General features: G+C 61.1%; 19 protein-coding genes. 12 read left to right on the top strand and 7 right to left on the bottom strand.

Annotation, left to right across the window (positions count from 1 at the left end; translation table 11 throughout):
* Positions 1–33: 33 nt before the first annotated feature.
* From KEM63_RS10325 to KEM63_RS10310, 4 genes are all read left to right on the top strand, one after another.
* Positions 34–3,216: an efflux RND transporter permease subunit gene (locus KEM63_RS10325; protein ID WP_223651362.1), complete on the top strand. Its 3,183-nt coding sequence runs from the start codon at positions 34–36 to the stop codon at positions 3,214–3,216.
* Complete coding sequence (locus KEM63_RS10320) at positions 3,209–4,618, top strand: efflux transporter outer membrane subunit (RefSeq protein WP_223651361.1); 1,410 nt, start codon at positions 3,209–3,211, stop codon at positions 4,616–4,618. Before KEM63_RS10325 ends, KEM63_RS10320 begins: the two co-directional genes overlap by 8 nt.
* Before the next feature lie 99 nt (positions 4,619–4,717).
* Positions 4,718–5,596: a cation efflux transmembrane domain-containing protein gene (locus tag KEM63_RS10315; protein ID WP_223651360.1), complete on the top strand. Its 879-nt coding sequence runs from the start codon at positions 4,718–4,720 to the stop codon at positions 5,594–5,596.
* Between the two features lie 8 nt (positions 5,597–5,604).
* Entirely contained in the window at positions 5,605–5,994 is a 390-nt protein-coding gene (locus tag KEM63_RS10310; RefSeq protein WP_223651359.1) for a DoxX family protein, read from the top strand.
* Positions 5,995–6,152: 158 nt separating this feature from the next.
* Here the strand turns inward: KEM63_RS10310 and KEM63_RS10305 are convergent, their stop codons facing one another.
* Both KEM63_RS10305 and KEM63_RS10300 read right to left on the bottom strand, forming a co-directional pair.
* Complete coding sequence (locus tag KEM63_RS10305) at positions 6,153–8,138, bottom strand: alkyl/aryl-sulfatase (RefSeq protein WP_223651358.1); 1,986 nt, start codon at positions 8,136–8,138, stop codon at positions 6,153–6,155.
* Between the two features lie 177 nt (positions 8,139–8,315).
* Positions 8,316–8,552: a hypothetical protein gene (locus tag KEM63_RS10300; RefSeq protein WP_223651357.1), complete on the bottom strand. Its 237-nt coding sequence runs from the start codon at positions 8,550–8,552 to the stop codon at positions 8,316–8,318.
* 337 nt (positions 8,553–8,889) lie between these two features.
* Between KEM63_RS10300 and KEM63_RS10295 the strand changes: the two genes are divergently transcribed.
* From KEM63_RS10295 to KEM63_RS10285, 3 genes are all read left to right on the top strand, one after another.
* The gene (locus KEM63_RS10295; RefSeq protein WP_223651355.1) at positions 8,890–9,645 is read left to right on the top strand and encodes a WecB/TagA/CpsF family glycosyltransferase; all 756 of its coding nucleotides are present in this window, start codon (positions 8,890–8,892) and stop codon (positions 9,643–9,645) included.
* Positions 9,646–9,759: 114 nt separating this feature from the next.
* Positions 9,760–11,964, top strand: coding sequence for an OsmC domain/YcaO domain-containing protein (locus tag KEM63_RS10290; protein ID WP_223651349.1), 2,205 nt, complete (start codon positions 9,760–9,762; stop codon positions 11,962–11,964).
* A gap of 74 nt (positions 11,965–12,038) precedes the next feature.
* On the top strand, positions 12,039–13,523 hold the full coding sequence (locus tag KEM63_RS10285; protein ID WP_223651348.1) for a helicase HerA-like domain-containing protein: 1,485 nt from the start codon (positions 12,039–12,041) through the stop codon (positions 13,521–13,523).
* A gap of 14 nt (positions 13,524–13,537) precedes the next feature.
* On the opposite strand, the gene nadE is transcribed toward KEM63_RS10285, so the two are convergent.
* Both nadE and KEM63_RS10275 read right to left on the bottom strand, forming a co-directional pair.
* On the bottom strand, positions 13,538–14,365 hold the full coding sequence (gene nadE, locus KEM63_RS10280; RefSeq protein WP_223651347.1) for an ammonia-dependent NAD(+) synthetase: 828 nt from the start codon (positions 14,363–14,365) through the stop codon (positions 13,538–13,540).
* A gap of 153 nt (positions 14,366–14,518) precedes the next feature.
* Complete coding sequence (locus KEM63_RS10275; protein ID WP_223651345.1) at positions 14,519–15,232, bottom strand: FMN-dependent NADH-azoreductase; 714 nt, start codon at positions 15,230–15,232, stop codon at positions 14,519–14,521.
* A 119-nt stretch (positions 15,233–15,351) separates the two neighbouring features.
* Between KEM63_RS10275 and KEM63_RS10270 the strand changes: the two genes are divergently transcribed.
* The gene (locus tag KEM63_RS10270; RefSeq protein ID WP_223651344.1) at positions 15,352–16,257 is read left to right on the top strand and encodes a LysR substrate-binding domain-containing protein; all 906 of its coding nucleotides are present in this window, start codon (positions 15,352–15,354) and stop codon (positions 16,255–16,257) included.
* Between the two features lie 37 nt (positions 16,258–16,294).
* On the opposite strand, the gene KEM63_RS10265 is transcribed toward KEM63_RS10270, so the two are convergent.
* Both KEM63_RS10265 and KEM63_RS10260 read right to left on the bottom strand, forming a co-directional pair.
* Entirely contained in the window at positions 16,295–17,458 is a 1,164-nt protein-coding gene (locus KEM63_RS10265) for an MFS transporter (protein WP_223651342.1), read from the bottom strand.
* A complete protein-coding gene (locus tag KEM63_RS10260) occupies positions 17,455–18,006 on the bottom strand; it encodes a TetR/AcrR family transcriptional regulator (protein ID WP_223651340.1) in 552 nt (183 codons plus the stop codon). Before KEM63_RS10260 ends, KEM63_RS10265 begins: the two co-directional genes overlap by 4 nt.
* 486 nt (positions 18,007–18,492) lie before the next feature.
* Here KEM63_RS10260 and KEM63_RS10255 point away from each other — a divergent pair, with 486 nt between their 5' ends.
* The 4 genes from KEM63_RS10255 to KEM63_RS10240 all read left to right on the top strand — a co-directional run bounded on the left by KEM63_RS10255 (position 18,493) and on the right by KEM63_RS10240 (position 23,019).
* A complete protein-coding gene (locus KEM63_RS10255) occupies positions 18,493–20,493 on the top strand; it encodes a carboxylesterase/lipase family protein (RefSeq protein WP_223651338.1) in 2,001 nt (666 codons plus the stop codon).
* A gap of 163 nt (positions 20,494–20,656) precedes the next feature.
* A complete protein-coding gene (locus tag KEM63_RS10250) occupies positions 20,657–21,520 on the top strand; it encodes a restriction endonuclease (protein ID WP_223651336.1) in 864 nt (287 codons plus the stop codon).
* Positions 21,513–22,151 (top strand): hypothetical protein, encoded by a 639-nt coding sequence (locus KEM63_RS10245; protein WP_223651334.1) that lies wholly within the window; start codon positions 21,513–21,515, stop codon positions 22,149–22,151. The genes KEM63_RS10250 and KEM63_RS10245 overlap by 8 nt, the downstream gene beginning before the upstream one ends.
* Before the next feature lie 37 nt (positions 22,152–22,188).
* A complete protein-coding gene (locus KEM63_RS10240) occupies positions 22,189–23,019 on the top strand; it encodes an NYN domain-containing protein (RefSeq protein WP_223651333.1) in 831 nt (276 codons plus the stop codon).
* Between the two features lie 221 nt (positions 23,020–23,240).
* Here KEM63_RS10240 and KEM63_RS10235 read toward each other — a convergent pair whose 3' ends face one another.
* Positions 23,241–24,707, bottom strand: a complete 1,467-nt coding sequence (locus KEM63_RS10235) for a spinster family MFS transporter (RefSeq protein WP_223651331.1) — start codon at positions 24,705–24,707, stop codon at positions 23,241–23,243.
* Positions 24,708–25,174: the final 467 nt, after the last annotated feature.

The raw sequence follows: 25,174 nt of genomic DNA, 5'->3' as shown, positions 1-25,174 counted from the left end.
GCGTCAACCGACGCGCTCCGGGGGGCTGTTGCCGTGAATATTTCGCGTTTCTTCGTAGACAGGCCGATCTTTGCTTCGGTGCTGTCGATCATCATCTTCGTGGTGGGGCTGATCAGCATCCCACTGCTGCCGGTCAGCGAGTATCCGGAGGTGGTTCCGCCGAGCGTGCTGGTGAGTGCCAGCTACCCCGGAGCCAACCCCCAGACCATTTCCGAAACCGTGGCAACGCCGCTGGAAGAAGCTATCAACGGCGTCGAGGACATGATCTACATGAAGTCGGTCGCCGGCAGCGATGGCAGCCTGGCGCTGACCGTCACCTTCGCGCTGGGTACCGATGCTGATCAGGCGCAGGTTCAGGTTCAGAACCGTGTGTCCCAGGCGCTTCCGCGTCTGCCTGAGGATGTCCGCCAGCTCGGCGTGACCACGCAGAAACAGTCGCCCAATCTGATGATGGCGGTACACTTGACCTCGCCGGACGACAGTCTGGATGCCACCTATATCCGCAATTACGCGGTACTGCACATTCGCGATGAGCTGGCGCGGATCCCCGGGGTGGGGCAGGCCGGGCTGTTTGGCTCGGGTGACTACGCCATGCGGCTGTGGATCGACCCTCAGCGAGCCGCTGCGCTGGGAGTGACGGCTGGCGACATCAGTAATGCGGTGCGCGAGCAGAACATCCAGGTCTCCGCCGGCCAGATCGGCGCGCCGCCGATGCCGGATCGCTCTGACATGCTGATTTCGATCAACGCCCAGGGCCGCCTGGAAAGCGTCGAGGAGTTCGAGAACATCGTGCTCAAGACCGGCGCTCAGGGCGAAGTTACGCTGCTCAAGGACGTCGCTCGTGTCGAGCTTGCAGCGTCGCAGGACGCCCTGCGCGCGCTGCTCAATAACCGTCAGGCGGTGGCGTTGCCGATTTTCCAGGCACCCGGGTCCAACTCCCTCGACGTGTCCGCAGCGGTTCGCGAGAAGATGGCGGAACTGGAAGGCGAGTTCCCCGAGGGTCTGAGCTGGGAGGTCGCCTACGACCCGACGGTATTCGTCAGCACATCGATCAAGGCAGTGATCATCACGTTGCTCGAAGCGGTCGCGTTGGTGGTGCTGGTGGTGATCCTGTTCCTGCAGACCTGGCGCGCATCGCTGATCCCGCTGCTGGCGGTACCGGTGTCGATCGTCGGTACCTTCGCCGTGTTGTTGATGATGGGCTTTTCGATCAACACCTTGACGCTATTTGCCATGGTGCTGGCGATTGGCATCGTGGTGGATGACGCCATCGTCGTGGTGGAAAACGTCGAGCGTAATATCGAGGCCGGACTCGCACCCCTGCCTGCGGCGCATCAGGCAATGCGTGAAGTGAGCGGCCCGATCGTGGCCATCAGCCTGGTGCTGTGCGCTGTCTTCGTACCGATGGCCTTTCTGGATGGCATCACCGGCCAGTTCTACCGCCAGTTCGCCATGACCATCGCCATTGCCACGGTGATTTCGGCAATCAATTCGCTGACCCTGTCACCGGCACTGGCTGCGACGCTGCTCAAGCCGCACGGCGCACTACCGGATCTGCCGGCGCGCCTCATCGACCGCCTGTTCGGCTGGGTCTTCCGCCCGTTCAATCGCTTCTTCCAGCGCAACGCGCAGCGGTACGAGCGGCTGGTTGGACGCAGCCTGAGCCGCCGCGGATCGGTGTTCGGGCTCTATGTGATATTGCTCGGCGGAACGGCGGTAATGTTCGGCCAGGTGCCGGGCGGCTTCATTCCAAACCAGGACAAGACCTACCTGATCGGCAGTATTCGCCTGCCGGAAGGTGCCTCGCTGGACCGTACCGAAGCCGTCGCCCGGCGCGTCAGCGAGCTGGCAATGCAGACCGAGGGCGTGTCAGACGCGCTCGCATTCGTCGGCTTCAACGCCCTGCAAGGGACGAATACGCCGAACGTCGGTACCGTGTTCATGGTGTTCGATGACTTCGATGAGCGCGACCGCACCGCGCAGGAGATATCGGACGACATCAATGCGCAGCTCGCTGGCATCAAGGAAGGTTTCGCGATCACCTTCATGCCACCGCCCGTGTTTGGATTGGGGGCTGGTTCGGGCTATTCGGTGTATTTGCAGGACCGGCGCGGAGCCGGCTACGGCGAGCTGCAGACCGCCACCAACGAGTTGGCCGGTGCCTTGAGTCAGACGCCGGGAATGTTTTACCCGTTCAGCTCCTATCAGGCCAATGTCCCTCAGCTGGATGCCGAGGTGGATCGCATCCAGGCCAAGGCGCAGGGTGTTCAGCTGGACGATCTGTTTGGCAGCCTGCAGCTGTACTTCGGCTCGCAGTACATCAACGACTTCAACCTGTTCGGCCGCACCTACCGGGTCATGGCGCAGGCCGACTCGCAGTTTCGGGACAACCCCAGCGACATTGACCATCTGTACACCCGCAACGCCAACGATGACATGGTCCCGCTCAACACCATGGTCACCCTGCGTGAAAGCTTCGGCCCGGACCCGGTGATCCGCTACAACGGCTATCCGGCGGCGGATCTCATCGGCCAATCGGACCCGTCGGTGCTGTCGTCGGCGCAGACGCTGGCCGCGGTGACGGAGGTGGCGGATGGTGTGCTGCCTGCCGGCATGACCCTGGAATGGACCGACCTGAGCTTTCAGCAGGTGACTCAGGGCAACGCGGCAATGGTGGTGTTCCCGCTGGCGCTTCTGCTGGTATTCCTGGTGCTTGCCGCGCTGTACGAAAGCTGGGTGATGCCGCTGGCGGTCATTCTCATCGTGCCAATGTGTCTGCTCGCTGCGCTGTTCGGCGTGTGGCTCAGCGGTGGCGACAACAACATTTTCGTCCAGGTCGGGCTCGTGGTGCTGATGGGGTTGGCGTGCAAGAACGCCATCCTCATCGTCGAGTTCGCCCGTGAACTCGAACTGCAAGGCCGCGATACGGTGAGTGCCGCGCTGGAAGCCAGCCGCCTGCGCCTGCGTCCGATCATCATGACCTCGGTTGCCTTCATTGCCGGCGTTGTCCCGCTGGTACTGGCCAGCGGCGCGGGCGCGGAGGTGCGCAATGCGATGGGGATCACCGTGTTCACCGGCATGATCGGCGTCACGTTGTTCGGGCTGCTGCTGACCCCGGTGTTCTACGTCGCACTGCGAAGCCTGGCCAAGCGGGGAGAGCGGAGGGCATCCGTGGCCGCCGATGAAGAGCATTCTGCAGGAGCATCCCATGTATAAGATGGCTGGCGTCATTTCTCTCGCGGGACTCCTGGGAGCCTGTGCAGTGGGGCCGGAGTACCAGTCGCCCGAGCCGATCGCATTGAAGCGCTTCACCCACGCGCCGTCGGCCACGGAGCCTTCAGGGGCGTTCGCTGCACCAGCTGATCTGCTGTTCTGGCAGGGTTTTGAAGACCCGCTGCTGGCACAGCTGATCAAGCGCACGCTGGCAGAAAACCAGAACCTTCAGGCTGCCCTGGCTCGCTATCAGGAGGCCGAGGCCCTGTTGCGGGGCGCCCGCCGTAATCAGCTCCCAAGTGTCACCGCTGGCGCTGCTGCCTCGGGTCAGCGTCTGGCCGAAGTAGAGCGACTGCCGTCCGACGAGCAACACCTTGAGCGCTATCAGGCTGGCGTGGCGCTGAGTTGGGAGCTGGATCTGTTCGGACGCTTGCGCCGGGCTACGCAGTCCAGCGAGGCCGAGCTGCAGGCAGCCGGCGCCGATCGGCAGACGCTGCAGGTGGCGCTCGCCGGCCAGGTTGCCAGCAGTTATTTCGAGCTGCGCGGGTTGCAGCAGCAATTGCGTGTCGCGCAGGACAGTGTCCGGCTGCAGCAGGCTTCGCTGGATATCGTCGGTGTGAGGCTGGAAGCCGGACGCGGCACGCTGTTCGATCAGGTGCGTGCCCGTGCCCAGCTCGACACCAACCGAGCAGCTATTCCGCAGCTTGAAGCGTCGATCGGAAGCGCCATCCACCGTATTGGCGTGTTGACCGGACAGAGCCCGACCGCATTGGCCCAGGTTTTGGCAACGCCGGGCGATCTTCCTCGCCGCCAGCCGACGATCAGCGCCGGCAGTCCCGGCGAGGTACTGCGTCGCAGGCCGGATATCCAGGCGGCCGAACGTCGCCTGGCCGCCGCCAGCGCACGCATCGGCGTTGCGACAGCGGACCTGTTCCCGCGGTTCACGCTGGACGGCCTGCTCGGCTCGCTTGCGGGCAACGGCTCGGATCTCTTCACGGGCGGGACGCGTACCGGCCGGGTGGCGCTGGGCGTGGACTGGAGCTTTCTCGACCGCGCGCAGGTGCAGGCTCGCATCGACGCTGCCGACGCTCAATCGGCCAGATTGCTCGCGGATTATCGGCAGGCCGTGCTGCTGGCGCTGGAGGAGACCGAAACCTGGCTGCTGCGCTACCACCATGCGCAGCATAGGGTGATGTTGCTGCAGAGTGCCGCGGACGCAGCAGGCCAGGCGGTCGAGCAGGCGCGTGACCGTTATGAGCAGGGGCTGATCGGTTATTTCGAACTACTGGCCGCTGAACAGGAATTTACCGCCATACGCGATGACCTGGTACGAAGCCAGACCGAGCGCGCGCTGGCCATGGTCGGCGTCTACCGCTCGCTGGCCGGCGCTCCGGACGCTGCCTAAGGCAGACCGGTGCGCAGCAGGCCGCCGCGCGCAAAAGGCTTGACCCTGAAGCCACTACAGCCTTCATGCTCGAATCATTCTTTTCAGGGAGGGCTGCTTGTGGACAGGTGTTGTGAAGACAAGGGGAGCGAACTGGCGCGGTTGCGCGACGCGCAGAGTCGTGTGCTGTACATCGTTCTGGCAATCAATGCCGGCATGTTCCTGATCGAGTTCGCCGCCGGCTGGCTCATCGGCTCCACGGCGTTGCTGGCCGACTCGCTGGACATGTTCGGTGATGCCTCGGTCTATGCGCTGACGCTGTACGTGCTGCATCGAAGTGCCCGGACCCGCGCTGGCGCAGCGTTTTTCAAGGGTACGCTGATGCTGCTGTTTGCCGTGCTGGTAATCGCGGACGCCGCGCGCAAGCTGGTGACCGGCGGTGTGCCGGAGGCGCAGTGGATGGGGCTGGTGGGCGCTGCAGCGCTTGCGGCCAATGCGCTGTGTTTCGCGATGCTCTATCGTCATCGCAGCGACGACCTGAACATGAAGTCTACATGGCTATGCTCGCGCAATGACCTGATCGCCAATTCCAGCGTGATCGTCGCTGCGGTCCTCGTTGGGCTGACGGGCACGCTGTGGCCGGACGTGATTGTCGGGCTGGCCATTGCCTTGCTGTTCCTGCACTCGGCGCGACAGGTTCTGACGGAGTCCTGGATCGAATGGCGACGGGCGTCAGCCGACGACGGAAAAACGGCTTCCATGGAGCGGGCGGACGGCTGCCGCAGCTCGGCAGGAACGCCCGCGGCCCCTGCGTGTGCAACCCCGCAAGGTGAGCACCGTTCGAGCTGTGGCCAGACCGTTCAGGACCCGGTTCCTTGTTGCGAGACCGCTACCGCCGATACCTGCCACGAGCCAGGCTTTACCCGGAGAGGTGAGTCGATGGTTGACGGCGGTGAACGTGCCGCTACGCTTTGGGAAACTGACAGCAAACCGGGATAGGTACTCTCATGCTCGAGTCTCTTCACAACAAATACCTCATGGCCCTGGGCCGCATTCTCCTGGTGCTGATCTACTTCATAGGCGGCTTCGGCCTGCTGGTTGGCGACGTACCTGTCGACTACGCCGCCTCCAAGGGCGTGCCGGCATTTGCGGTATGGATCGGATTTGCCATCAAGCTGTTCGGCGGGCTGGCGGTGATCATCGGGTTCCAGACGCGTATCGCTGCGCTATTGCTGGTTTTGTTCACACTGGGAACCGCTTTCATCTTCCATCCGTTCTGGGTAGAAGGGGAGTGGAACAGCTTCTGGAAGGAAATTTCCATGATTGGCGGGCTGCTGTTCGTAGCCGCAGTGGGACCGGGTGCGTTGAGTGTCGATGAACGCAGGCGGCCTGCGTGAGGCCAGGGTCGAGCATCATGAACCCTGATCCAGGGGAGAGCGTCGCTCCCACATGCGGAGCGACGCAAGCTTAGCAACGGGTACCCGCGGGGACGCTCGACACCCGGCTCTCAGCTACAGCGACATCTCTGCCATTGCGTCACCGGTCGGGCGGTTACTCACCGTGCTTCCAGCTCGACCGGCCCGACCAGTGAAAAGCCAGGCTTGAACTCATCCAGCAGACCAAGCAGTTCGAACAGCTTGCTCCCATCACCCTTGATCTTGATGTGCCCACTTCTGATCGCTTCGGGGAAGCTGGTCTTGCGTAACAGCACCTCGTTCAACGTGGCCCGGGTCAGCGTTACGCTCGCGGCTGCTTCATCGGACTGCCGATCGGGTAGCCAGGTAAGCGTCGCGTTTTGCAGGTTGGTGCGAATGTGTTCATCGGTGTCGGTGAAATGCCAGTTCAGGACGATATGCTTGCCGTCGGCCTTCGGGCCGTTGAGACGCACCCCGAACAGGTCGAATACCATGCCGGTCGTCAGACCCTCAAGCATGTCCCCACTCCCGCCGCTGGAGCCGCCTGAGGGCTTGCTGCTGCCGCGCAGATCCTGGGCGGCAGACAGGTACACGTCACGCCAGGGCCCCGATTCGGCCTGGTAGCCGAGCTGCTCCATGGCATCCGCAGCCAGGTCGCGCGCTTGCTGATTGCCCGGTTCTGCGAACACGGCCTTGCTCATGACCGACGCTACCCAGCGATAGTTGCCTGCTTGGTAATCGGTGCGAGCGCGCTGGATGACCTGATCGATGCCACCCATGTACTCGATCGATTTTTGTGCTTCCTCCACCGGAGGCGGCGGGTCCAGGTTCGCCGGGTTGGCGTCATACCAGCCCAGATAGCGCTGATAAATGGCCCGCGAGTTGTGCTTGAGCGTGCCGTAGTAATCACGTGCAGCCCATTCTCCAGCAAGGCTGGCTGGCAGCTTGATGGTTTCGGCGATCTCGCCGGGACGGTAGCCGTGGTTCATCAGCCGCACGCTCTGATCATGAATGAACTTGTACAGATCGCGCTGCACGGTGAGAAAATGCCTGGCGGAGTCCGTCCCCCATACCGGCCAGTGATGCTGGCCGATCAGCACATCGGTGCGATCGCCGTAGTCTGCCAGCACTTCATCGATATACCGTGACCAGCGACTGGCATCGCGAATTTCTGCCCCGCGCAAGGTGTAGATGTTGTGCAGGTGCTGGGACGTTACTTCGGCAGTGTTGAAAACGCGCTTGTCGGGAAAGTACATCATCATTTCGGCAGGCGCCTCGCTGCCAGGCGCCAGCTGAAAGTCGATGGGCACCCCGGCGATGGTCTGCACGCCGTTGTTGGTAATGATGTCAGTCGGTGCGATCAGTGTCCGTGGACCCATCGACAACCCCTTGCCCAGGCCGGTATCGACGTGGCCCTGCGCATTGATCGGCAGCGCGGTGCCATACATGTACGAGGCGCGACGGGTCATCGCGTTACCTGCGATGACGTTCTCGCTCACGGCATGCTCGAGGAACCCATCCGGTGCGTAAACCTTGACGCGGCCCTGGTCGACGTCATCCTGACTGATCACCCCCTTCACTCCGGCAAAGTGATCGGCATGTGAGTGGGTATACATTACCGCCACCACAGGCTTGTCCGATCGATGCTGGCGATACAGTTCCAGGCCGGCTTTCGCCGTCGCTGGCGTCAGCAGGGGATCGATGATGATCAGGCCTTCCTTGCCCTCCACGATGGTCATGTTCGAGAGATCCATCCCGCGGATCTGATAGATCCCGTCCACCACCTCGAACAGCCCGTGAATCGAATTCAGCCGAGCCTGTCGCCAGAGGCTGGGATTGACGGTATCCGGGGCCTGCTCTGCCTCGAGAAAATCATAGGCGCGGGTCGACCAGATGGTATTGCCCTGGGCGTCGACCAACTGATCCTCGGTGATCCGGGCAATAAAGCCGCGGCGTGCGTCCTCGAAGGATTGCTGATCCTCGAAGTCCAGCTTGTCCAGCACAGCAGCATGGGCTCGCGACGTCGCTTCAGAGGCAGGGTTGGGACCGGCCAGCAGCGATGCTGGCAGGGCGAGGCTGAGCACGGCCAGGCCGCGAGCGAGGCCCTTGGTAGTGGGAGTGCGCATGGATGGGTTCCTTCTTGTTGGTCAGATCACTCTGCCAAGCGGGAACCTATAAATCCAATGCAATCCCGGATCGCGATCAATGTGTTGAGTGCATCAAAAAAGTCGTGCGGTTAAGAATCTTCAGTCGTCTCAGCGTACCGAATTGCTCAGGGGCTCGGAGGCGGGGGAGTGCAGCTCTTACGAGGATTGTTGCTGACGCGCTGCTGGCGCGTGGCGGTGTGCCAGGAAGTGCTCGACAGCGGTACCGCTAAGCTTGCGCAACTCTTTCTGATCGACCAGCACAAGCGAGCGGTGCTTTTGAGCCAGATGCTCCAGCGCCGCGCCCGAATGCCTGCCCACCCATAGCCCGGGCAACACTTCCCGGGCGGGCTCCAGCACAACATTTTGATCTAGAAGATAAAAGAAAGTCTGCATGTCGGGTCTGACCGAGGCGCCTGTGCCCAGTTCACGCGCTGGTCAACCGTTCGTCGCGCTGACGTCAGTTTTCCGTTGTTCTCCGCCGAACGGTCGGCCTCGAACGTTTCTAAGGCTCTGGCTAGGCCTTTTCCGGCTGCTGCGCACTCTGTATGCCCACACCCGGTACGTCAGCCACTGCAAGCGGATAGGTTTGGATTTGTGCGCTGGCGCACAGTATTTTCCCTGACGGCCTGCAGGATGATGGCGATCAGGAACTAAGCCGCGGCACGCTTCGTCGATAGTTTATCGGGCATGCCCGATTCATTTGGTCGTTCGAATTGGCCAGGGAGTAGCAGTGAGAGCCTTCAACGTAGAATTCTATAAAGAATCACCACATCGGCTGATAGAAGAAATAGAAACAGCCTTCAACGCACGGTTCAGTTATGTATTGTCCGCCAATCTGAGTCAGCTGGTGTGCCTGAATCAGCATGGCGATCTCCAGCAGGCCTATGCGAAGGCCAGTCACTGCGTCTGCGACAGCGCCGCGATGCTCTCCTTCTTCAAGCTGTGCAAAAGCGAGCTGCCTCAGGTCGTGCCCATGCGGGAGCTTGCTGAAACTTTCCTCGAGAAGGCCGCGATGAATGACTGGCCGGTGACCGTCATCGGGTGCGAGCCGCGCATCGTACGCATACTGCGCCGACGTTATCCCTCGGTGACGCTCAATCACCATTACCCGCCGATACCTCATATGCACAACAGGGAGGTCCAGGAAGGATGCCTCAGATTCATTTCCGAACATCCGGCCCCGATCGTGCTGTTTTGCCTGCCCTGTCCTGCACAGGAACTGCTGGCGATGCAGACACGCGATCGCGGCAGCATAGAAGGCGTTGGCCTATGCCTGGGCAACGCACTGGATTCACTGATCGAGGAGCAGGAGCCCGCGCCAGCGTGGATGCATACCTTCAAGCTTGAACGCCTGCATGCATCTGCCCGTTCTCTGAACTGCTCGGCGACAGACCTGCTGCGTTTCGCCCCGATCGTCGTGCGTCAGTACTGGGCGAACAGATCAGAACAGAGCTTGGCGAAGCAGACGGCCGCTCCGCACGATTGACCAGCTGCCATGGCCAACCCGTCGGCGGTGACCGGGTTGGCCATGGCCATTACATGACTTCCAGCGCAAAAGCCGGATAATGGCGGCCCTATTCGTTCGTCATCCGGGTGCCCCATGGAAATCAAGGTCAACTTTCTCGACAACCTTCGCCTCGAAGCCAGGTTCGACGATTTCACTGTGGTCTCCGATCAGCCCATTCGTTACAAGGGTGACGGCTCGGCGCCGGGGCCGTTCGATTACTTCCTCGCTTCCTCGGCCCTGTGCGCGGCCTACTTCGTCAAGCTGTACTGCAATACCCGCGGGATCTCGACCGACAACATTCGCCTGTCGCAGAACAACATCGTCGATCCGGATAACCGCTACAAGCAGACCTTCAAGATTCAGGTCGAGCTGCCAGCCGACATGTCCGCAAAGGATCGTCAGGGCATATTGCGCTCGATAGACCGTTGCACCGTAAAGAAGGCCGTTCAGACCGGGCCGGACTTCATCATCGAGGAAGTGGACAATCTGGACGCCGACGCTCAGGCATTGCTGTTGCCGGAGCTGGCGACCGGAGCGGAGACCCGGATCCTCGGCAAGGATCTGCCGCTGGAGCAGACCATTGCCAACATGTCGGCGCTGCTGGCCGGTCTGGGCATGAAGATCGAGATCGCCTCATGGCGCAACATCGTGCCGAACGTGTGGTCGCTGCATATCCGCGATGCGCAGTCACCGATGTGCTTTACCAACGGCAAGGGCGCGACCAAGGAGGCAGCCCTGGCGTCTGCACTGGGCGAGTTCATCGAGCGACTGAATTGCAACTTCTTCTACAACGACCAGTTCTGGGGCGAGGACATTGCCAGCGCAGCCTTTGTGCATTACCCGAACGAGCGCTGGTTCAAGCCAGGGCGAAGGGATGCGTTGCCCGCCGGCCTGCTCGACGAGTACTGCCTGGCGATCTACAACCCGGACGGTGATCTGCGCGGTTCGCACCTGATCGACACCAATTCCGGGAACGAGGCGCGGGGCATCTGCGCGCTGCCGTTCGTGCGGCAGTCCGACGGCGAAGAGGTGTACTTCCCCTCCAATCTGATCGAGAACCTCTATCTGAGTAACGGCATGAGCGCCGGCAACACCCTGGCCGAAGCGCAGGTGCAGTGTCTGTCGGAGATTTTCGAACGGGCGGTCAAGCGGGAGATTCTTGAAGGTGAGCTCGCCCTGCCGGACGTGCCAGAGGCCGTGCTGGCCAAATACCCGGCCATCGTTGCCGGGATCCAGGGACTGGAAGAGCAGGGGTTTCCGGTACTGGTCAAGGACGCGTCGCTCGGCGGTAAATTCCCGGTGATGTGCGTCACGTTGATGAATCCGCGTACCGGCGGCGTCTTCGCTTCATTCGGCGCGCATCCCAGCTTTGAGGTTGCGCTGGAGCGCAGCCTGACCGAACTGCTGCAGGGCCGAAGCTTCGAGGGCCTGAACGACCTGCCGCAGCCAACCTTTGAAAGCCATGCCGTCATGGAGCCGAACAACTTCGTCGAGCACTTCATTGATTCCAGTGGCGTCGTGTCCTGGCGGTTCTTCAGCGCCAGATCGGATTTCGACTTCGTCGAGTGGGATTTCACCAGCCGGGCAGACGATCCCAACGCGGACGAAGCCGCTACCTTGTTCGGCATCCTTGCGGACATGGGCAAGGAAACCTACATGGCGGTTTACGACGACCTGGGCGCAGCCGCCTGTCGCATCCTGGTGCCGGGTTACTCGGAGATCTACCCGATCGAGGATCTCATCTGGGACAACACCAACAAGGCCCTTTTCTTCCGCGAAGACATCCTCAATCTGCACAGCCTGGACGACGACGCCCTGCAGGCACTCGTGGAGCGTCTTGAAGAAAGTGAGCTGGACGATTACACGGACATCACCACACTCATCGGCATTGAATTCGATGACAACACCGTGTGGGGGCAGCTGACCATCCTCGAATTGAAGCTGCTTATCCATCTGGCCCTCAAGCAGTTTGACGAAGCCAAGGAGCAGGTCGAGGCGTTTTTGCAGTTCAATGACAACACTGCCGAGCGCGGTCTGTTCTATCAGGCGCTCAATGCGGTACTCGAGGTACAGCTGGACAGCGAACTGGAACTGGCAGACTTCGAGGTCAACTTCCGCCGCATGTTCGGCAATCCGCGCATGGATGCGGTGATTGGTTCGGTGAGTGGCAGTGTGCGTTTTCATGGCCTGACGCCGACCAGCATGAAGCTGGATGGGCTGGACCGGCACCAGCGGCTGATCGACAGCTACCGGAAACTGCATGCGGCGCGGGGCAGGGCGGCAGGGCTGGCCGGCTGAGATCCACGGTGCTGTATCACCGGCATCATCAAGCCTGTCTACACTGAGGCAATCATGCCTGCTGGAGGATATCCGTGACCGCAACCAACCCCTCGCCACTGCTGCTTGGCGCCAACAACGAGCACCCGGTGGCCATCGAGCCGCGCATGGCGAACCGTCACGGCCTGATCGCCGGCGCCACCGGCACCGGCAAGACCGTTACATTGCAGGTGATGGCCCAGGCGTTTTCGGAAATGGGCGTGCCCGTGCTGGTGCCCGACATCAAGGGCGACTTTTCCGGAATCGCCAAAGCCGGTGTCATGAGCGATCGTCTGCGCGAGCGCGCCGTCCGCGTGGGTCTTGCAGACCTGCAGTTGAACGGCGCGCCCACCGTGTTCTGGGATGTGTATGGTGAACATGGGCACCCGCTGCGCCTGACCATGGCCGACTTCGGTCCGATCATGTTGGCACGCCTGCTGAATCTGAACGAAACGCAGAGTGGCGTTCTGCAAGTGCTGTTCAAGGTTGCAGACGAAAATGGCTGGTTGCTGCTCGATCTCAGGGATCTGCGCGCCATGCTTGCCTACGTGAACGAACACAGAAGCGAGATCGGGCCGCGCTACGGCAATGTCTCTCCCGCCAGTATCGGCGCCATCCAGCGTGCTCTGCTGAGCCTGGACAGTCTCGGTGGGGATGAGTTGTTCGGCGAACCGGCCGTGACGCTCGACGATTTCATGCAGACGGACCAGCATGGGCAGGGCGTGGTGAATATCCTGCATGCGGCGCGCCTGTACCGCGATAGTCCGACGGCCTATTGCAGTGTTCTGCTCTGGTTGCTCTCGGAGCTGTTCGAACAGTTGCCGGAAGTGGGCGATGCAGACAAGCCCCGCTTTGTGCTGTTCTTCGATGAAGCGCACCTGCTGTTCAATGACACGCCCAAAACGCTGGTCGATCGTATCGAGCAAGTCGTACGGCTTATTCGTTCCAGGGGCGTTGGGGTGTACTTCATCACGCAGAGCCCATTGGACGTGCCTGACGCCATCCTTGGCCAGCTGGGTAATCGAGTCCAGCATGCCCTGCGCGCCTTCACCCCCAGAGATCAGAAAGCGGTGCGTACCGCGGCACAGACCTTTCGCAGCAATCCGGAGCTGGACACCGAGGTTGCCATTACCGAATTGGGTGTGGGTGAGGCCCTCGTTTCGGTGCTCGACGACAAGGGTGTACCGACCCCCGTCCAGCGCGTGCTGATCCGCCCGCCTGCCAGCCAGATCGGCCCGATCAGCGATCAGGAGCGCCTTACGCTCGTGCAGCGCTCGGTACTCGCCGGCGCATTCGACCGGCTGCTCGACCGCGAGTCGGCCTATGAAATCCTGCAAGCGCAGGCAGAGCGGGCGTTGTCCGAAGATACGGTCGTGACCCGCCGCCAATCCGAGGCCCGGCAATCCCGAAGGCCTGCGGCAGAAAAATCCGTGGTTGGCGACTTCGTCAAACAGGCCGGGCGCAGTGCCATGCGCAGCATCGGCACTCAACTCGGCAGGCAGATCATGCGCGGGCTACTGGGCTCGTTGAAGGGGCGCTAGCCGCTACGTCACGGTCATGGCGCCAGCGGCAGCTGGCGCTTATGCTCGGTGGCATCGTACTGCTTGATGATCTTCTTCGCAGCCTCTTCGTCAACCGGCTCACCCAGGAGAAACGCGTCAATCTGCTCGTAAGCGACGCCGTGGGCGTCTTCGTCGGGGCGGCCGGGTTGAAGCTCCTCAAGGTCGGCAGTCGGTACCTTCCTCACCAGCGACGCTGGGGCGTTCAGTTCAGCTGCGATGCTCCGCACCTGGTCCTTCACCAACCCGGTCAGCGGCGCCAGGTCACAGGCACCGTCGCCAAACTTGGTAAAAAACCCCATCACTGCCTCGGCAGCGTGGTCGGTGCCCACCACCAGCCCGTTGACGAAATTGGCCAAAGTGTATTGGGCGACCATGCGCGTACGCGCCTTGACGTTACCCTTGACGAAATCACGCTTGCCAGCGTCCGCCTGTTCGCCGGCGAAGTCCTGCATCAATGCATCGACTGTCCCCTTGATGTCGACCGTGCGCAGCTCATCGGGCTTGATGAAATCCAGCGCAGCCTGCGCATCGTGCTCATCCATCTGCACGCCATAGGGCAGGCGCATGGCATAGAACCTGGCGTCGTAACCCTCCTGACGCAGCGACTCGACCGCCATCTGGCACAGCTTGCCGCCGGTTGTGGAATCAACCCCACCGCTGATGCCCAGCACCAGCGCGCGAGTGCCAGAGGCGCGGACGGTGCTTTTGATGAAATCGATCCGTCGCTCGATCTCCTGTCTTATCTCCGCCGACCCCTTGAGGGCAGGGTTGACCTGCAATGCGCTGCGAATCTCAGAGCTACGGCTCGATGCGGTGTTCATGCTTGTCTCCTCGGTGTTCAATAACGATCTACTTTAGGCGTATTCGAGACAGGTTTCACCCCGATCCCACCGCTTCGGTGGTCGATCAGGCGAGCGGGGACCCACTGGCCGATCATGAGCCCCGCCGTCCACTCCGGTTGCCTTGCTGCTCGATCATGCCAGCGCTGGCGTTCCGACATCCGTTTGTACAGAACCTACCGCCGCCTGCAGCGCCTCGACCAGCGCATCCACCTTGCCTATTGCTTCGACAGTTGACGCTGCCAGTACTTCTCCACCCACTTCCTGGCCTTCAACGGCAATGCAATGGAAATGGCTGATGCCGATGAACTCCAGGGCGGTTATCAGGTTCGGCTCCAGGTGGTTCATGTGTGCCATTTCGCCGCCGGGACCAAAGCCCACGCCGCCACGGGCGGTCAGAATCACGACATGCCGCGGCCGGTCGTTGAGCTTGGGTATGTAGGGCTCGACCGGATTGGTCTCGTCGAATTCGAGCGTCAGACCGGGCCGTACGACCTGGTCGATCCAGGCCTTGAGCGAGGCAGGCATACCGAAGTTGTAGAACGGGGTGCCGATCACCAGAACATCCGCGGCGATCAGCTCATTGGTTAGCTGATCGCTTTCGGCAAGAGCATCGTGCATCCAGGGCTCGCGCTGGGCCTCTGGCGTAAATGACGAGGCGATCCAGTCGTGGCTGGTGAAGCCAGGCGGGTGCTGACCAATGTCGCGGTAGACAACAGTGTCGGTTGGCTTTCTGGCCTTCCATTGGCTGACGAACCGGTGGGTCAGGTTGCGGCTATGCGAGTCGTGCGCGTCCCGGCCGGCCAGGCCAGGGCGAGCGCTCGCGTCGAGGTGAAGGATATGTGTCATGGTGAATCTCCTCTTTGCAGTTGAATTCATCTATCGTTAGCAGCAAGCTCAGCCTAGAAAGGCGTCGAGCGCGGGACAAACGATCTTTTTTTGCTGCTGAAGATGAGAGGAATTCATCCATGGCCCACCGCTGGCTTCCCTCGCTGTCTGCACTACGTGCCTTCGAAGCGGCCGCTCGCCATGAGAGCGCCAAGCAGGCCGCGCTGGAACTGTCGGTCACTGCAACGGCGATCAGCCATCAGATCCGAGGATTGGAAGCGTCGCTCGGCGTCGCACTGTTCGTACGCCGGCCTCGGCAGCTGGCGCTGACCGCGCCGGGACGAGAACTGCAGCAGGTGTTGGAAACCGCGTTCGACAGCATCAGCAGCACCGTGGAGCGGCTGAGCGCTGCGCCCTGTCGGCAGGCGGTCACGCTCTCCACCACGCCGGCAGTTGCGGTGCGCTGGCTGGTTTCGTGGGTCTGCATGCTGCGCGATACGCATCCGGATATTGATCTTCGCATCCACGCATCGCACGAGCCGGTCGCACTGGACGGCGTCACCGCGGACATTGCCATCCGCTACGGAGACGGGCATTGGCCAGGCCTGATCGCAGAGAAGCTGTTCGACAACACCTTCATACCCGCCTGCAGCCCCCACCTGGGTTTGAACGACGTTACCCAGCTGCCGGCACATCCGCTGATTCACTTTCGCAACGCAGGCGCGGTGTCATCGCCCATTGACTGGGCGGCCTGGCAGCGGCTGGCACGCGTCCCGGGACTGGACCTCAGCGCCGGGCTGGTATTTTCCGACGAGACCCACGCAGTGTCCGCCGCGGTGGGGGCGCAGGGCGTGGCGTTGATGAGTCGTCAGCTGATCATGGACGAGCTGAACGCCGGACGGTTGATGCAGCCCTTTGGTCCGGTGATCGAGGGCAAGCCATTCTTCCTGGTGTATCCGGAAAGCCGCCGTAGCGATCCCGCGATCATGGCCATTCGCGACTGGGTGATGGCAGTACCGGGAGGTCTGTGCTCGGTTTCTGGCTGAGCTGCAGGCGGGGAAGCGGTAGCGGGTGCTGATCGCTTCATCGGTCTAGATTGATGCACGTGGCCTGCCTTGACTGTTCTTCGCGAGGCCGGATACCGATTGCCAGACAGGCTGCCGCCGCGAACGCGGCCAGCGTGACCGGCACGCCCGCAGACGCCAGCAAGAGCCCGAACAGGGGGGTGCCTACTGTCTGGCCCACCGCCAGAACGAGAAAGGGAATACCCAGGCCCAGGTCCGGCCGATCGGGCAGCAGGTCGATGCCCTGAATCAGGTAAGCGCCTGTGGAGACAATGTACGCGGCCCCGAACACGCTTACCGAAGCAAAACCGTACACGGGCGAAATCAATGTCATGGCCAACCCCAGGATGCCGGTAGCCATCGCCAGCAGCGCAACGGCATGAACGCTCGCCTTGCCGAAGCGGGTGGTGAAAAAGCCGGTAAACGCACCGCTCAACCCGGCAATGCCAAGGGCAATCCAGGCCCAGGCGATGCTGTTCTCGGTAAAGCCGTACTCGACGCGCAGAATATCGGCACCGAAGGTCCAGACTGCGGTGCTTGCGAGCCCCATCAGAAAGGCGCTGCTGCACAGCGGCACAATGCCGGGACGCCGCAGAATGGCTAGCGAGATACCCGTCGGGCCGGTGTTATGCGCGCGGGATGGCAACGCGAACCAGACCCAGACCGTGACCGTCACACCGATCAACGAAAACAGGATGTAGACCTCACGCCATGCGCCGTGAGCGGCTATCGCTGCCACGCCGGACAACACAATACCCGCTGACGTGCCCGCGTTGATCATTCCGTTGGCCTTGGGTCTGTCGCGATCTCGGATTCGTGCGCTGACGGCTGAGGCGAGCGGAGGCGAGGTCAGGCCTGTACTCAGTCCGGCCAGCGCAATGCCCAGACCCAGCGATGGAGCCGAGGACGCCACGACCACCAGGGCCATTCCAACCGTTGCGGCCAGGCCCGCGCCAAGCGCAATTGCACGCGGGCCACGTTTGCCGACGAGCGAAAAGGCGAGAACGATTCCCGCGCAATAGGCGGCAAAGGCCCCACCGCCAATCCACCCGGCCTCGGTAACCTGCAGGCCGAGATCCGCTCGGATCTGGGGCAGCAGCAATCCATAGGCGAAGCGCGCAAGGCCGTAGGCAAGCGCGGTCAACGCGAAGGCGGCCGCGACAAGGTTGAGGCCGCGCTTCACGAGGGGCCCGTTTTCGCGGCGGCCACTAGTGAGAGAGCGGCCACCTTTGCATATTCAATAACCGGCACGCCGGTAATGCTTGCTGCTGCGGTAGCTCCTTCGAACAGCACCCATATCTGCGTGGAAAGCGCAGGGTCGTCATGGCCGAGCGCGTTTGTCACCCGCGTTGCAATCTCTTCACGGAATTCGCGTTTTTGCCTGTCGACCAGGCAGACGATCTCTGCATTTCCCTGGCCATACTCGCTCCGGGCTCGCAGCAGCATGCATCCACGGGCGCCATGCTCTTCTATCCAGCCGTTTAGCGTATCGAACAGTGATCCGACCGGGTCGGCATCGGGTGCTTCGCTATCGGACAGCTGCCTCATGAACGTGCCATGCCTCGCTTCGAGCACGGCGAGAACCAGTCCGTCGCGCGAACCGAAGTGCTTGTATAGCGTGCGAGTGGATGCTCCGCAGGCCGCAATGACCCGGTCGATGCCTACCCCGCGGAAACCGCCGGCCTCGAACACCTGCGAGGCGCCCGCAATCATTTCATTACGCTTGTTCATGGGCGAAGTGTAAAACGATCGTTGTACCCGTCAAGGCGAGCCGACGTATGGAGCACTTTCCCATCGATAAACCGAGTGCAGCAGCGCGGGATTGATTATCGACCGTATGAATGACATTCCATGCCGACCCGTCCGGCCGTGCTTAGCTTCAGCGGGTTTCGTCTCACGGGGTCGTCGTTGGTTGGTCGACCGCAGTCCAGCAAAGGCGACACAGTGTGATGCATTCAAAGTCAGCTGACCGAACGGGCTAAAAAAGACTTCAGAGTCACATTCGCGAATTGTTACCTGGAGCCTAAGCGTCTCATCGCAGCTGCGGCCACCACGACCGGGGTTTTCCCCTGTTGCATCACCCATTCGGGTGGCTACGCTCGAAGAGTGACTCTTCGGTCAGGCTCTCTCTGCCCGTCACTTTTCGGTAAAGCACCACGCTGAATCGTCAAGGTGCCCGCGAGGCTCCATGACAAAAATAATAATCGGAGGCTTTCAGTGAAAACGTTTCTTTCCACTCAATCGGTGCGCTCGGCATTGCCCGCAGCATCGTTGCTCCCCCTCGTCGTCGCGCTATCAGGCTGTCTGGGTGATTCATCAAATAATGACGATGGGCCTACCGCTCGCACCGGGACTTTCGTCGACAGCGCGGTAGCGGGTCTCGATTACGCTGCCGCATCCCATCAAGGCATGACCAACGCAAGCGGCGAATTCTCCTATGCAGAGGGCGAGTCGATTTCATTTTCGATCGGCGATCTCGCGCTTGGCTCTGCGGTAGGTCAGGAGGTGCTGACCCCGTTGAACATCGTTGATGGCGCCGCGTCTGCCGAAGACCAGCGCGTCACCAATATGCTGGTTCTGTTGCAGTCGCTCGATTCGGACGGCAACCTCAATAACGGAATCGACATCAGCGAAGCCATTCGTGACGAGATTTCCGCCAGCGCCGGCAGCCTGAGCCTCGATCAATCGACAGCGGACTTTTCGGCCAATCTCACACCGGTGCTGGACCGGCTGGAAGCGCAGGGCAGTTTCGTCGATACCGACCCGAGGCCGCGCAAGGCAGTCGCGACCGCAGACGCGCTCGAACATTTCTCTCGCTCAACCAGCCCGAGAAACGTGGTGACCACTACAGGCGGTGACCTGAGCGGCTTCGAAGCCGACCAAAATACCTGGCAGTACCTTGGCGTGCCGTATGCCAAACCGCCACTCGGCGACTTGAGATGGCGCGCGCCAGTACCTGCCGACCCGTGGGAGGGCGTTCGCGATGCGACCTCATGGCGCGATCAGGCGGCACAGAACCCTGCTCTGGAACGGTTCGGTGAAGGCGGGATGAGTGAAGACTCGCTCTACCTGAATGTCACGGCCCCCAAGCAGGCCGAGGACCTGCCGGTCATGGTCTGGTTTCATGGCGGTGGCTTCACTTCGCTGACCAGCAATACCAAGCCGTTCAATAACCCCGCTGCAGTTGCCAGCAAGGGCGTCGTTCAGGTCTCGGTCAACCATCGCCTCGGGCCGTTCGGTTATATCGCCCATCCTGAGCTGAGCGCGGAAAGCGGTTATGGCGGGTCAGGAAACTACGGACAGATGGACCTGATCATGGCGCTGCGCTGGGTGCAGGACAATATCGCCGAGTTCGGCGGAGACCCCAGCAACGTCACCATATTCGGTGAGTCTGGCGGCGGACGGAAAGTGCTCTCGCTGATGGCCTCACCAGAAGCCGCGGGCCTGTTCCACCGAGCGATTAGTCAGAGCGGCACGCTGTATCCGGATACCCGCAGCCTCGCGGCTGCCGAGGGTATCGGCAGTGATCTACAAGCGCGGCTCAACGCGGCATCGCTGGAAGAAATGCGCGAGAAGAGCTGGCTGGAGGTGGTCAGCGCCGCAGCCACCATCACGCCTTACACCAACGTCGACAACTTCTACTTGCCGACGACCGAACGCACCAGCTTCGAGACCGATACCGATAACGACGTCCCCTTCATGTTCACGGTGAACACCAACGATACGATCGATCCCATCAACACGGTAAGGGACGTGTTTCCCTGGATGGTCGATTACATCAGCGAACCGACATTCGCGACCCTGTTCAGTCATCAACCCGCCGGATGGAAAGCCCGAGGCGTGCAGGCCTATCACGGCGCGGAACTGGCCTATATGTTCAACATGCCGACAAGCGTCATCACGCACTATCAGCTGGGGCTGGTGATTGATCCTGCGACTGGTAAATCGCTTCAGATCGGAGACCTCAACGGTAACGGCGTGTCCGGTTCGGCAGGCGACCCCGCTGACATATTCGCCTCTGCCGGCTTCGATGAGACTGACGATGAGGTCATCGATCGCATGCTGACCATCTGGACCAACTTCGCCAAAACCGGCAACCCGAGTGTGGAGGGGGACATTCAGTACCCGATATACAACGCCCAGACCCAGGAGTATGTCGATCTGAGCGACACCGCTGAAGCCAAGGCGGACATCGCTGCGGAGTTTCCGGTGGAGTGAGGAACCGCTGACCTTTCAAAGACCAGGCAATAGGCCGAAGCGCGGGTTTCGGCCTCTTTGCTTGCCCCTCTGGCCGCGCGCCGACAACCGGACTTTACCGCTGCGCCTGTAACGGGTTAACGTCCGCTCATGGCAGTGAAGCCAGTGACGCAGGAGCCCATGGATGGCCCGCAGTAGACGTACGACTCCCTTCGACGATCTCATAACGATCCTCGCTCGATTGCCCTGGTGGGCAAGTGTATTGATAGGTCTGATCGCCTGGTTGACCCTCAACCCGATCGCGAACAGCCCGATGCCCGTTCCTCGCGCGGTTACGCCTAACGACATGGGCGGCGTCGTTGCCGGCCAGCTGATACGCACCTTTGCCTCCTTCGGCCAATATTTGATTCCCTTCGCTTGCCTGTTCGGTGCCATCGGCTCGGTGTTTGCCCGTGCGCGCCGGAAAAAGCTATTGGCCGATGTACAAAGCGCCACTCAACCCGGCAAGGCCATCGATGGCCTGAGCTGGCAGCAGTTCGAACAACTGGTCGGCGAAGCCTTCCGCCACCGGGGTTACGCCATCACCGAGACCGGCGGCCACGGGCCGGATGGCGGGGTGGATCTGATTCTGCGCAAGGCCGGCGAAAAGTACCTCGTGCAATGCAAGCACTGGCGCGCGCTCAAGGTCGGCGTGCCAGTCATACGTGAGTTCTTCGGTGCGATGGCCGTGGAGGGTGCAGCGGGCGGGTTCGTCGTTACCTCCGGCCAGTTCACCAAGGAAGCCAAAGCCTTCGCCTCGGGCCGGAACATTCAGCTGATCGACGGTGCTCGGCTCAAGCAATGGCTGACACAGCACCGCACCGCGCATGCGCAACCCAGGCCCACCGAGCCGGTGCAGCCCGCAGATCAACCGGCAAAGCAGGATCCAACCTGTCCGGTCTGCAACAGCGCGATGATCAAGCGATTGGCCAAGCGCGGCGCCAACGCGGGTAATCCATTCTGGGGGTGCTCGACGTACCCAGGGTGCCGTGGGGTGGTAAATGTCTGACCACAAAAAGCTCGAAGATATGTTCCTGCGTGCCGATTGGGACGATACGCCGATGCGCGCGAGGCGGGGGCGAGGCAAGCATAAGCAACTGTTGCTGTCGGTTGTGCTGGTGTGTCTCGCCTTCGGTGCCTTGGCAAATTATCTGGACTCAAGACAGTTGATTCAGCACAAGACCGCTGCGGTGAGGGCAGCTATTGCTGTTCCGCCTACGGCACCGGTTCGTCCTGAGGCGAACCAGCGGATCGCGGCTATCGGACCTATCCAGAATCGGTCCGACGATGCCGGGCAGGTTAACCGCCTGCTGAGCGAACCAGCCCGGCCAATAACCAATCCCGAGCCCAGGCAGACCGTGTTCAATGACGCCAACTACGTGCCGACGACTCGGATAAACACCATCAGCATGGCGCAGCCTCGCGTCGCGGAACCTGTCCAGCCGGTAAAACCGAAGCCTGGGTATGTGACGGTGGTGAAAGAGAGCAAGCCGGATTGCTTTTTTTTCAAGGAAGGCAGCATCGAGTGTCGGCGGTTCAAGAAAGCCGTCAAGAGTGGTCACAATCAGTCCTGCTACCGCAGTGAGAACAAGTATTCAGCGGCTTGTAAAAGAGCCGAGCTCTACAATCCAGTCAATTGACTGCTACGCCTGTGAAAGGCATTTATAACGAGAACAGATGAGCCTCAACACCAAAGCTAACGGATCCTTCGAATACCCAAACGGCAACGAAGCGCGGGTGGCCGTATTGGTCGACTGCGATAACGTCAGGCCGGAAATCCTGCCATATGCGCTGCGCGTGGTTGCCCAGTTCGGCCGCGTCACGGTTCGCCGTGGCTACGGCAACCACACCACGCTGGCTAACAAATGGCAGGAAGCATTGGTGCGTTTGGCGTTCACACCTTGCCTGCAGTATCAGTACGCATCAGGCAAGAACACAGCGGACATCGCGCTCGCGCTCGACGCCCTGGAACAGATGTTCGATCACCGTGCGGATACGTTTTGCCTGGTAACCAGCGACTCAGACTTTGCCTACCTCTGCCGCAAGCTGCGCGAGCGTGGCGCTACGGTTTGCATTGTCGGCGAAGGCAAAACTCCCGATGCGCTGCGGAACGCTAGCGATCAGTTCTTCGAATGGACGCCCGGCGAAGCCGAAGTGGAGGCGAACGCGGATTCCGCAGAGAAGGCCCCGACCAAAAAGGACACTGTGGTTAAGCCGAAAGTCACCAAGCCTGAAAGCCCCGACGCAATCGCCAAGCGCAGACCACGTTTCGTGGTCGAAGCAGTCTCTCTGCTGGCAGGCGACACGTCAGAGGGGAAGGTTGGGCTTGGCCCGTTGGGACAATATCTAAAGCGCACGGATCCCGCGTTTTCGCCTAAAGCCCATGGCCATTCTGGATTGCTCGACATGGTGAAGACCTATGATCTGTTGGAAGTCGAACAGGAACCCAGCGGAGGATGGCAGGTTTGGTTGGCAGAATCGAAGGGCGGCGGTGGCGAAGCAAGATAGTTTCAGTAGTGTTTTGGCTGCCTGACACTCGGCCTGACCGAGCTGCTGGGCAACATGAGACGGATGACAGTTTCCACTGAATAGACGGTCAATCACGGAGTGGACTCAGTTGAACGAACCAGTCGAAAGCGCCGATGTTCATCGGCCCCCATGTACACCGCGACCCCAATTACTTTTCGAAGCGGAAAAAAGAGGGCGCAATGCGCCCTCTGGGTAGCTACTTATGGCGTCACTGGTTTCGCAACCTGTCTGTCCACCATATCCCTGCCCAGCCGGCGCCAGGTCAACAGGAAGCACAGAGCGCTCGCAAGGTACAGGCAGGCCATGATGACCATGGAAGTCTGCAGGCTTTGCGCGTAGACCTGCCCACAGACTTCTTGCAGGTTCTGGTTCAACTGACCAAGTACGGCGGGGTGACACTGATTGCGCGCCAGTTCGCCAGCCGCGACCCCGAGCTCGGCGACGCCGGACTTGAAGAAGATGTCGGAGACCGCGCCAATGAACAGCGGGCCGAAGCCGTAGCCAATCAGGTTGACGAGAAGCAGCATCACGGCGGTAGCCATTGCGCGCACACGCATGCTTACCACACCCTGGCCGATCGTGTACTGAGCGGCTAGATAGCCGTACTTCACGAAGCCGGCGATGACCAGGCCGATGGCAGCGTAGAGCAGATTGTCGGTGGTGAAAGCGAAAATATAGAACGGAACCGATACTGCCAGGCCCATCGCCGGTACCCAGGCTATGGCGCCCGGATGCTTCTTGTAAATTTTGGTTGCTAGCCACCCTGTGGCGAAGGTGCCTATGGCTGCAGACAGGGCTACCGGCGTGTTGATCCAGATCGCTGCCTGGCCGGCGGTGATTTCGTAGGTGCGGACCAGAAAGAGCGACTGGAACGAGGAGATGCCGTAACCGCAGAACGCGGCAATGGTGGCGCCGGCGGTCATCAGCCAGAAAGCAGGCTTGCCCATCAGCTCATGGATGGCCTCGCCGAGGCTGGCTCGTTCTTTCTGCACGGCTTGCTGCGGATCGGTGTAGCCGCGTGGCGGCTCCTTGACCGTGAGTTTGAAAACCAGGGCGACCAGCAAGCCCGGCAGACCGACGACGAAAAAGGCGGTGCGCCAGTCGAACACGTCGGTAACCCAGCCGCCGATCAGGTTGGCGAACATGGTGCCAAGCGTCACGCCCATGGCGTAGAAACCCAGCGCCTGGGAACGTTCACGCGGGATGAAGTAGTCCGCGATCAAGGAATTGGCCGGCGGTGTACAGCCCGCTTCGCCGATACCCACGCCGACGCGACACATCAGCAGAATCCAGAATGCGCCGATGGTGATAGAGCCGATGGTGACATCCGTCGCCAGGCCGCAGAGCGCCGTCATGAGCGACCACAATGCTACGCAGACGGTCATGATCCAAACGCGATGGGCGACATCGGCAAAACGCGCCAGGGGGATGCCCACGGCTGTGTAGAGCAAGGCGAAACCGAAGCCGGTGAGAAGACCGAACTGAGTGTCCGTAATCCCGAGATCTGGCACCAGATCGGGACCGACGACCGCTAGCAGGGCGCGATCGACGAAATTCAGGATGTAGATTAGGGTCAGCGCGAAGAGCACGTAATTGCGGTACGCCTTGGAGCCGTAGCCGACCAAGTGGCCTTGGCTACCCCCATCTCTGGCAGTGGTGGCGCTCATGAACAATCCTCTTCTAGGTACGTTGTTATAAGTAGACGCAAGCTGTAAACCGCACGCTGATACTACCCGGTCCTGGCGGTGCCTGACTGGCCTGTAGAAACTTTAGAGCCCGTTCCAACGAGACCAACCCAGCCACTATATCGATATAGTGGGCACGCTGCCGCGCAGAATCGTCGAATCTGTCTCGCCGGTCATATTCAGGCCTGGGTGAATATCGAATTTCAGGGGCGCAAGAGAATCACCGCGATGCGTGACGTAACAGCGTAGCAGCGGAACGGCCTCTCGCGGTCGAGCCAGACAGCGATTTTTATTATCTGATGCCAATCCATAAGCAAATGAAATAATCAGAGCGCCACGTAACGAGAACTAAGCCAAGGACCGTACACCGGCGATTCGGACGCGGAGTCCCGTCGAGTAGACGGTAAGCCGCTGCGCAGCCGAGGGCACTCCTGCGAGTGCCCCCGTAC

This window comes from Halopseudomonas nanhaiensis, assembly GCF_020025155.1.
GTDB classification, from domain to species: domain Bacteria; phylum Pseudomonadota; class Gammaproteobacteria; order Pseudomonadales; family Pseudomonadaceae; genus Halopseudomonas; species Halopseudomonas nanhaiensis.
Note: the sequence above shows the minus strand (reverse complement) of the source record. Positions and strands in the feature narration are given on the sequence as shown.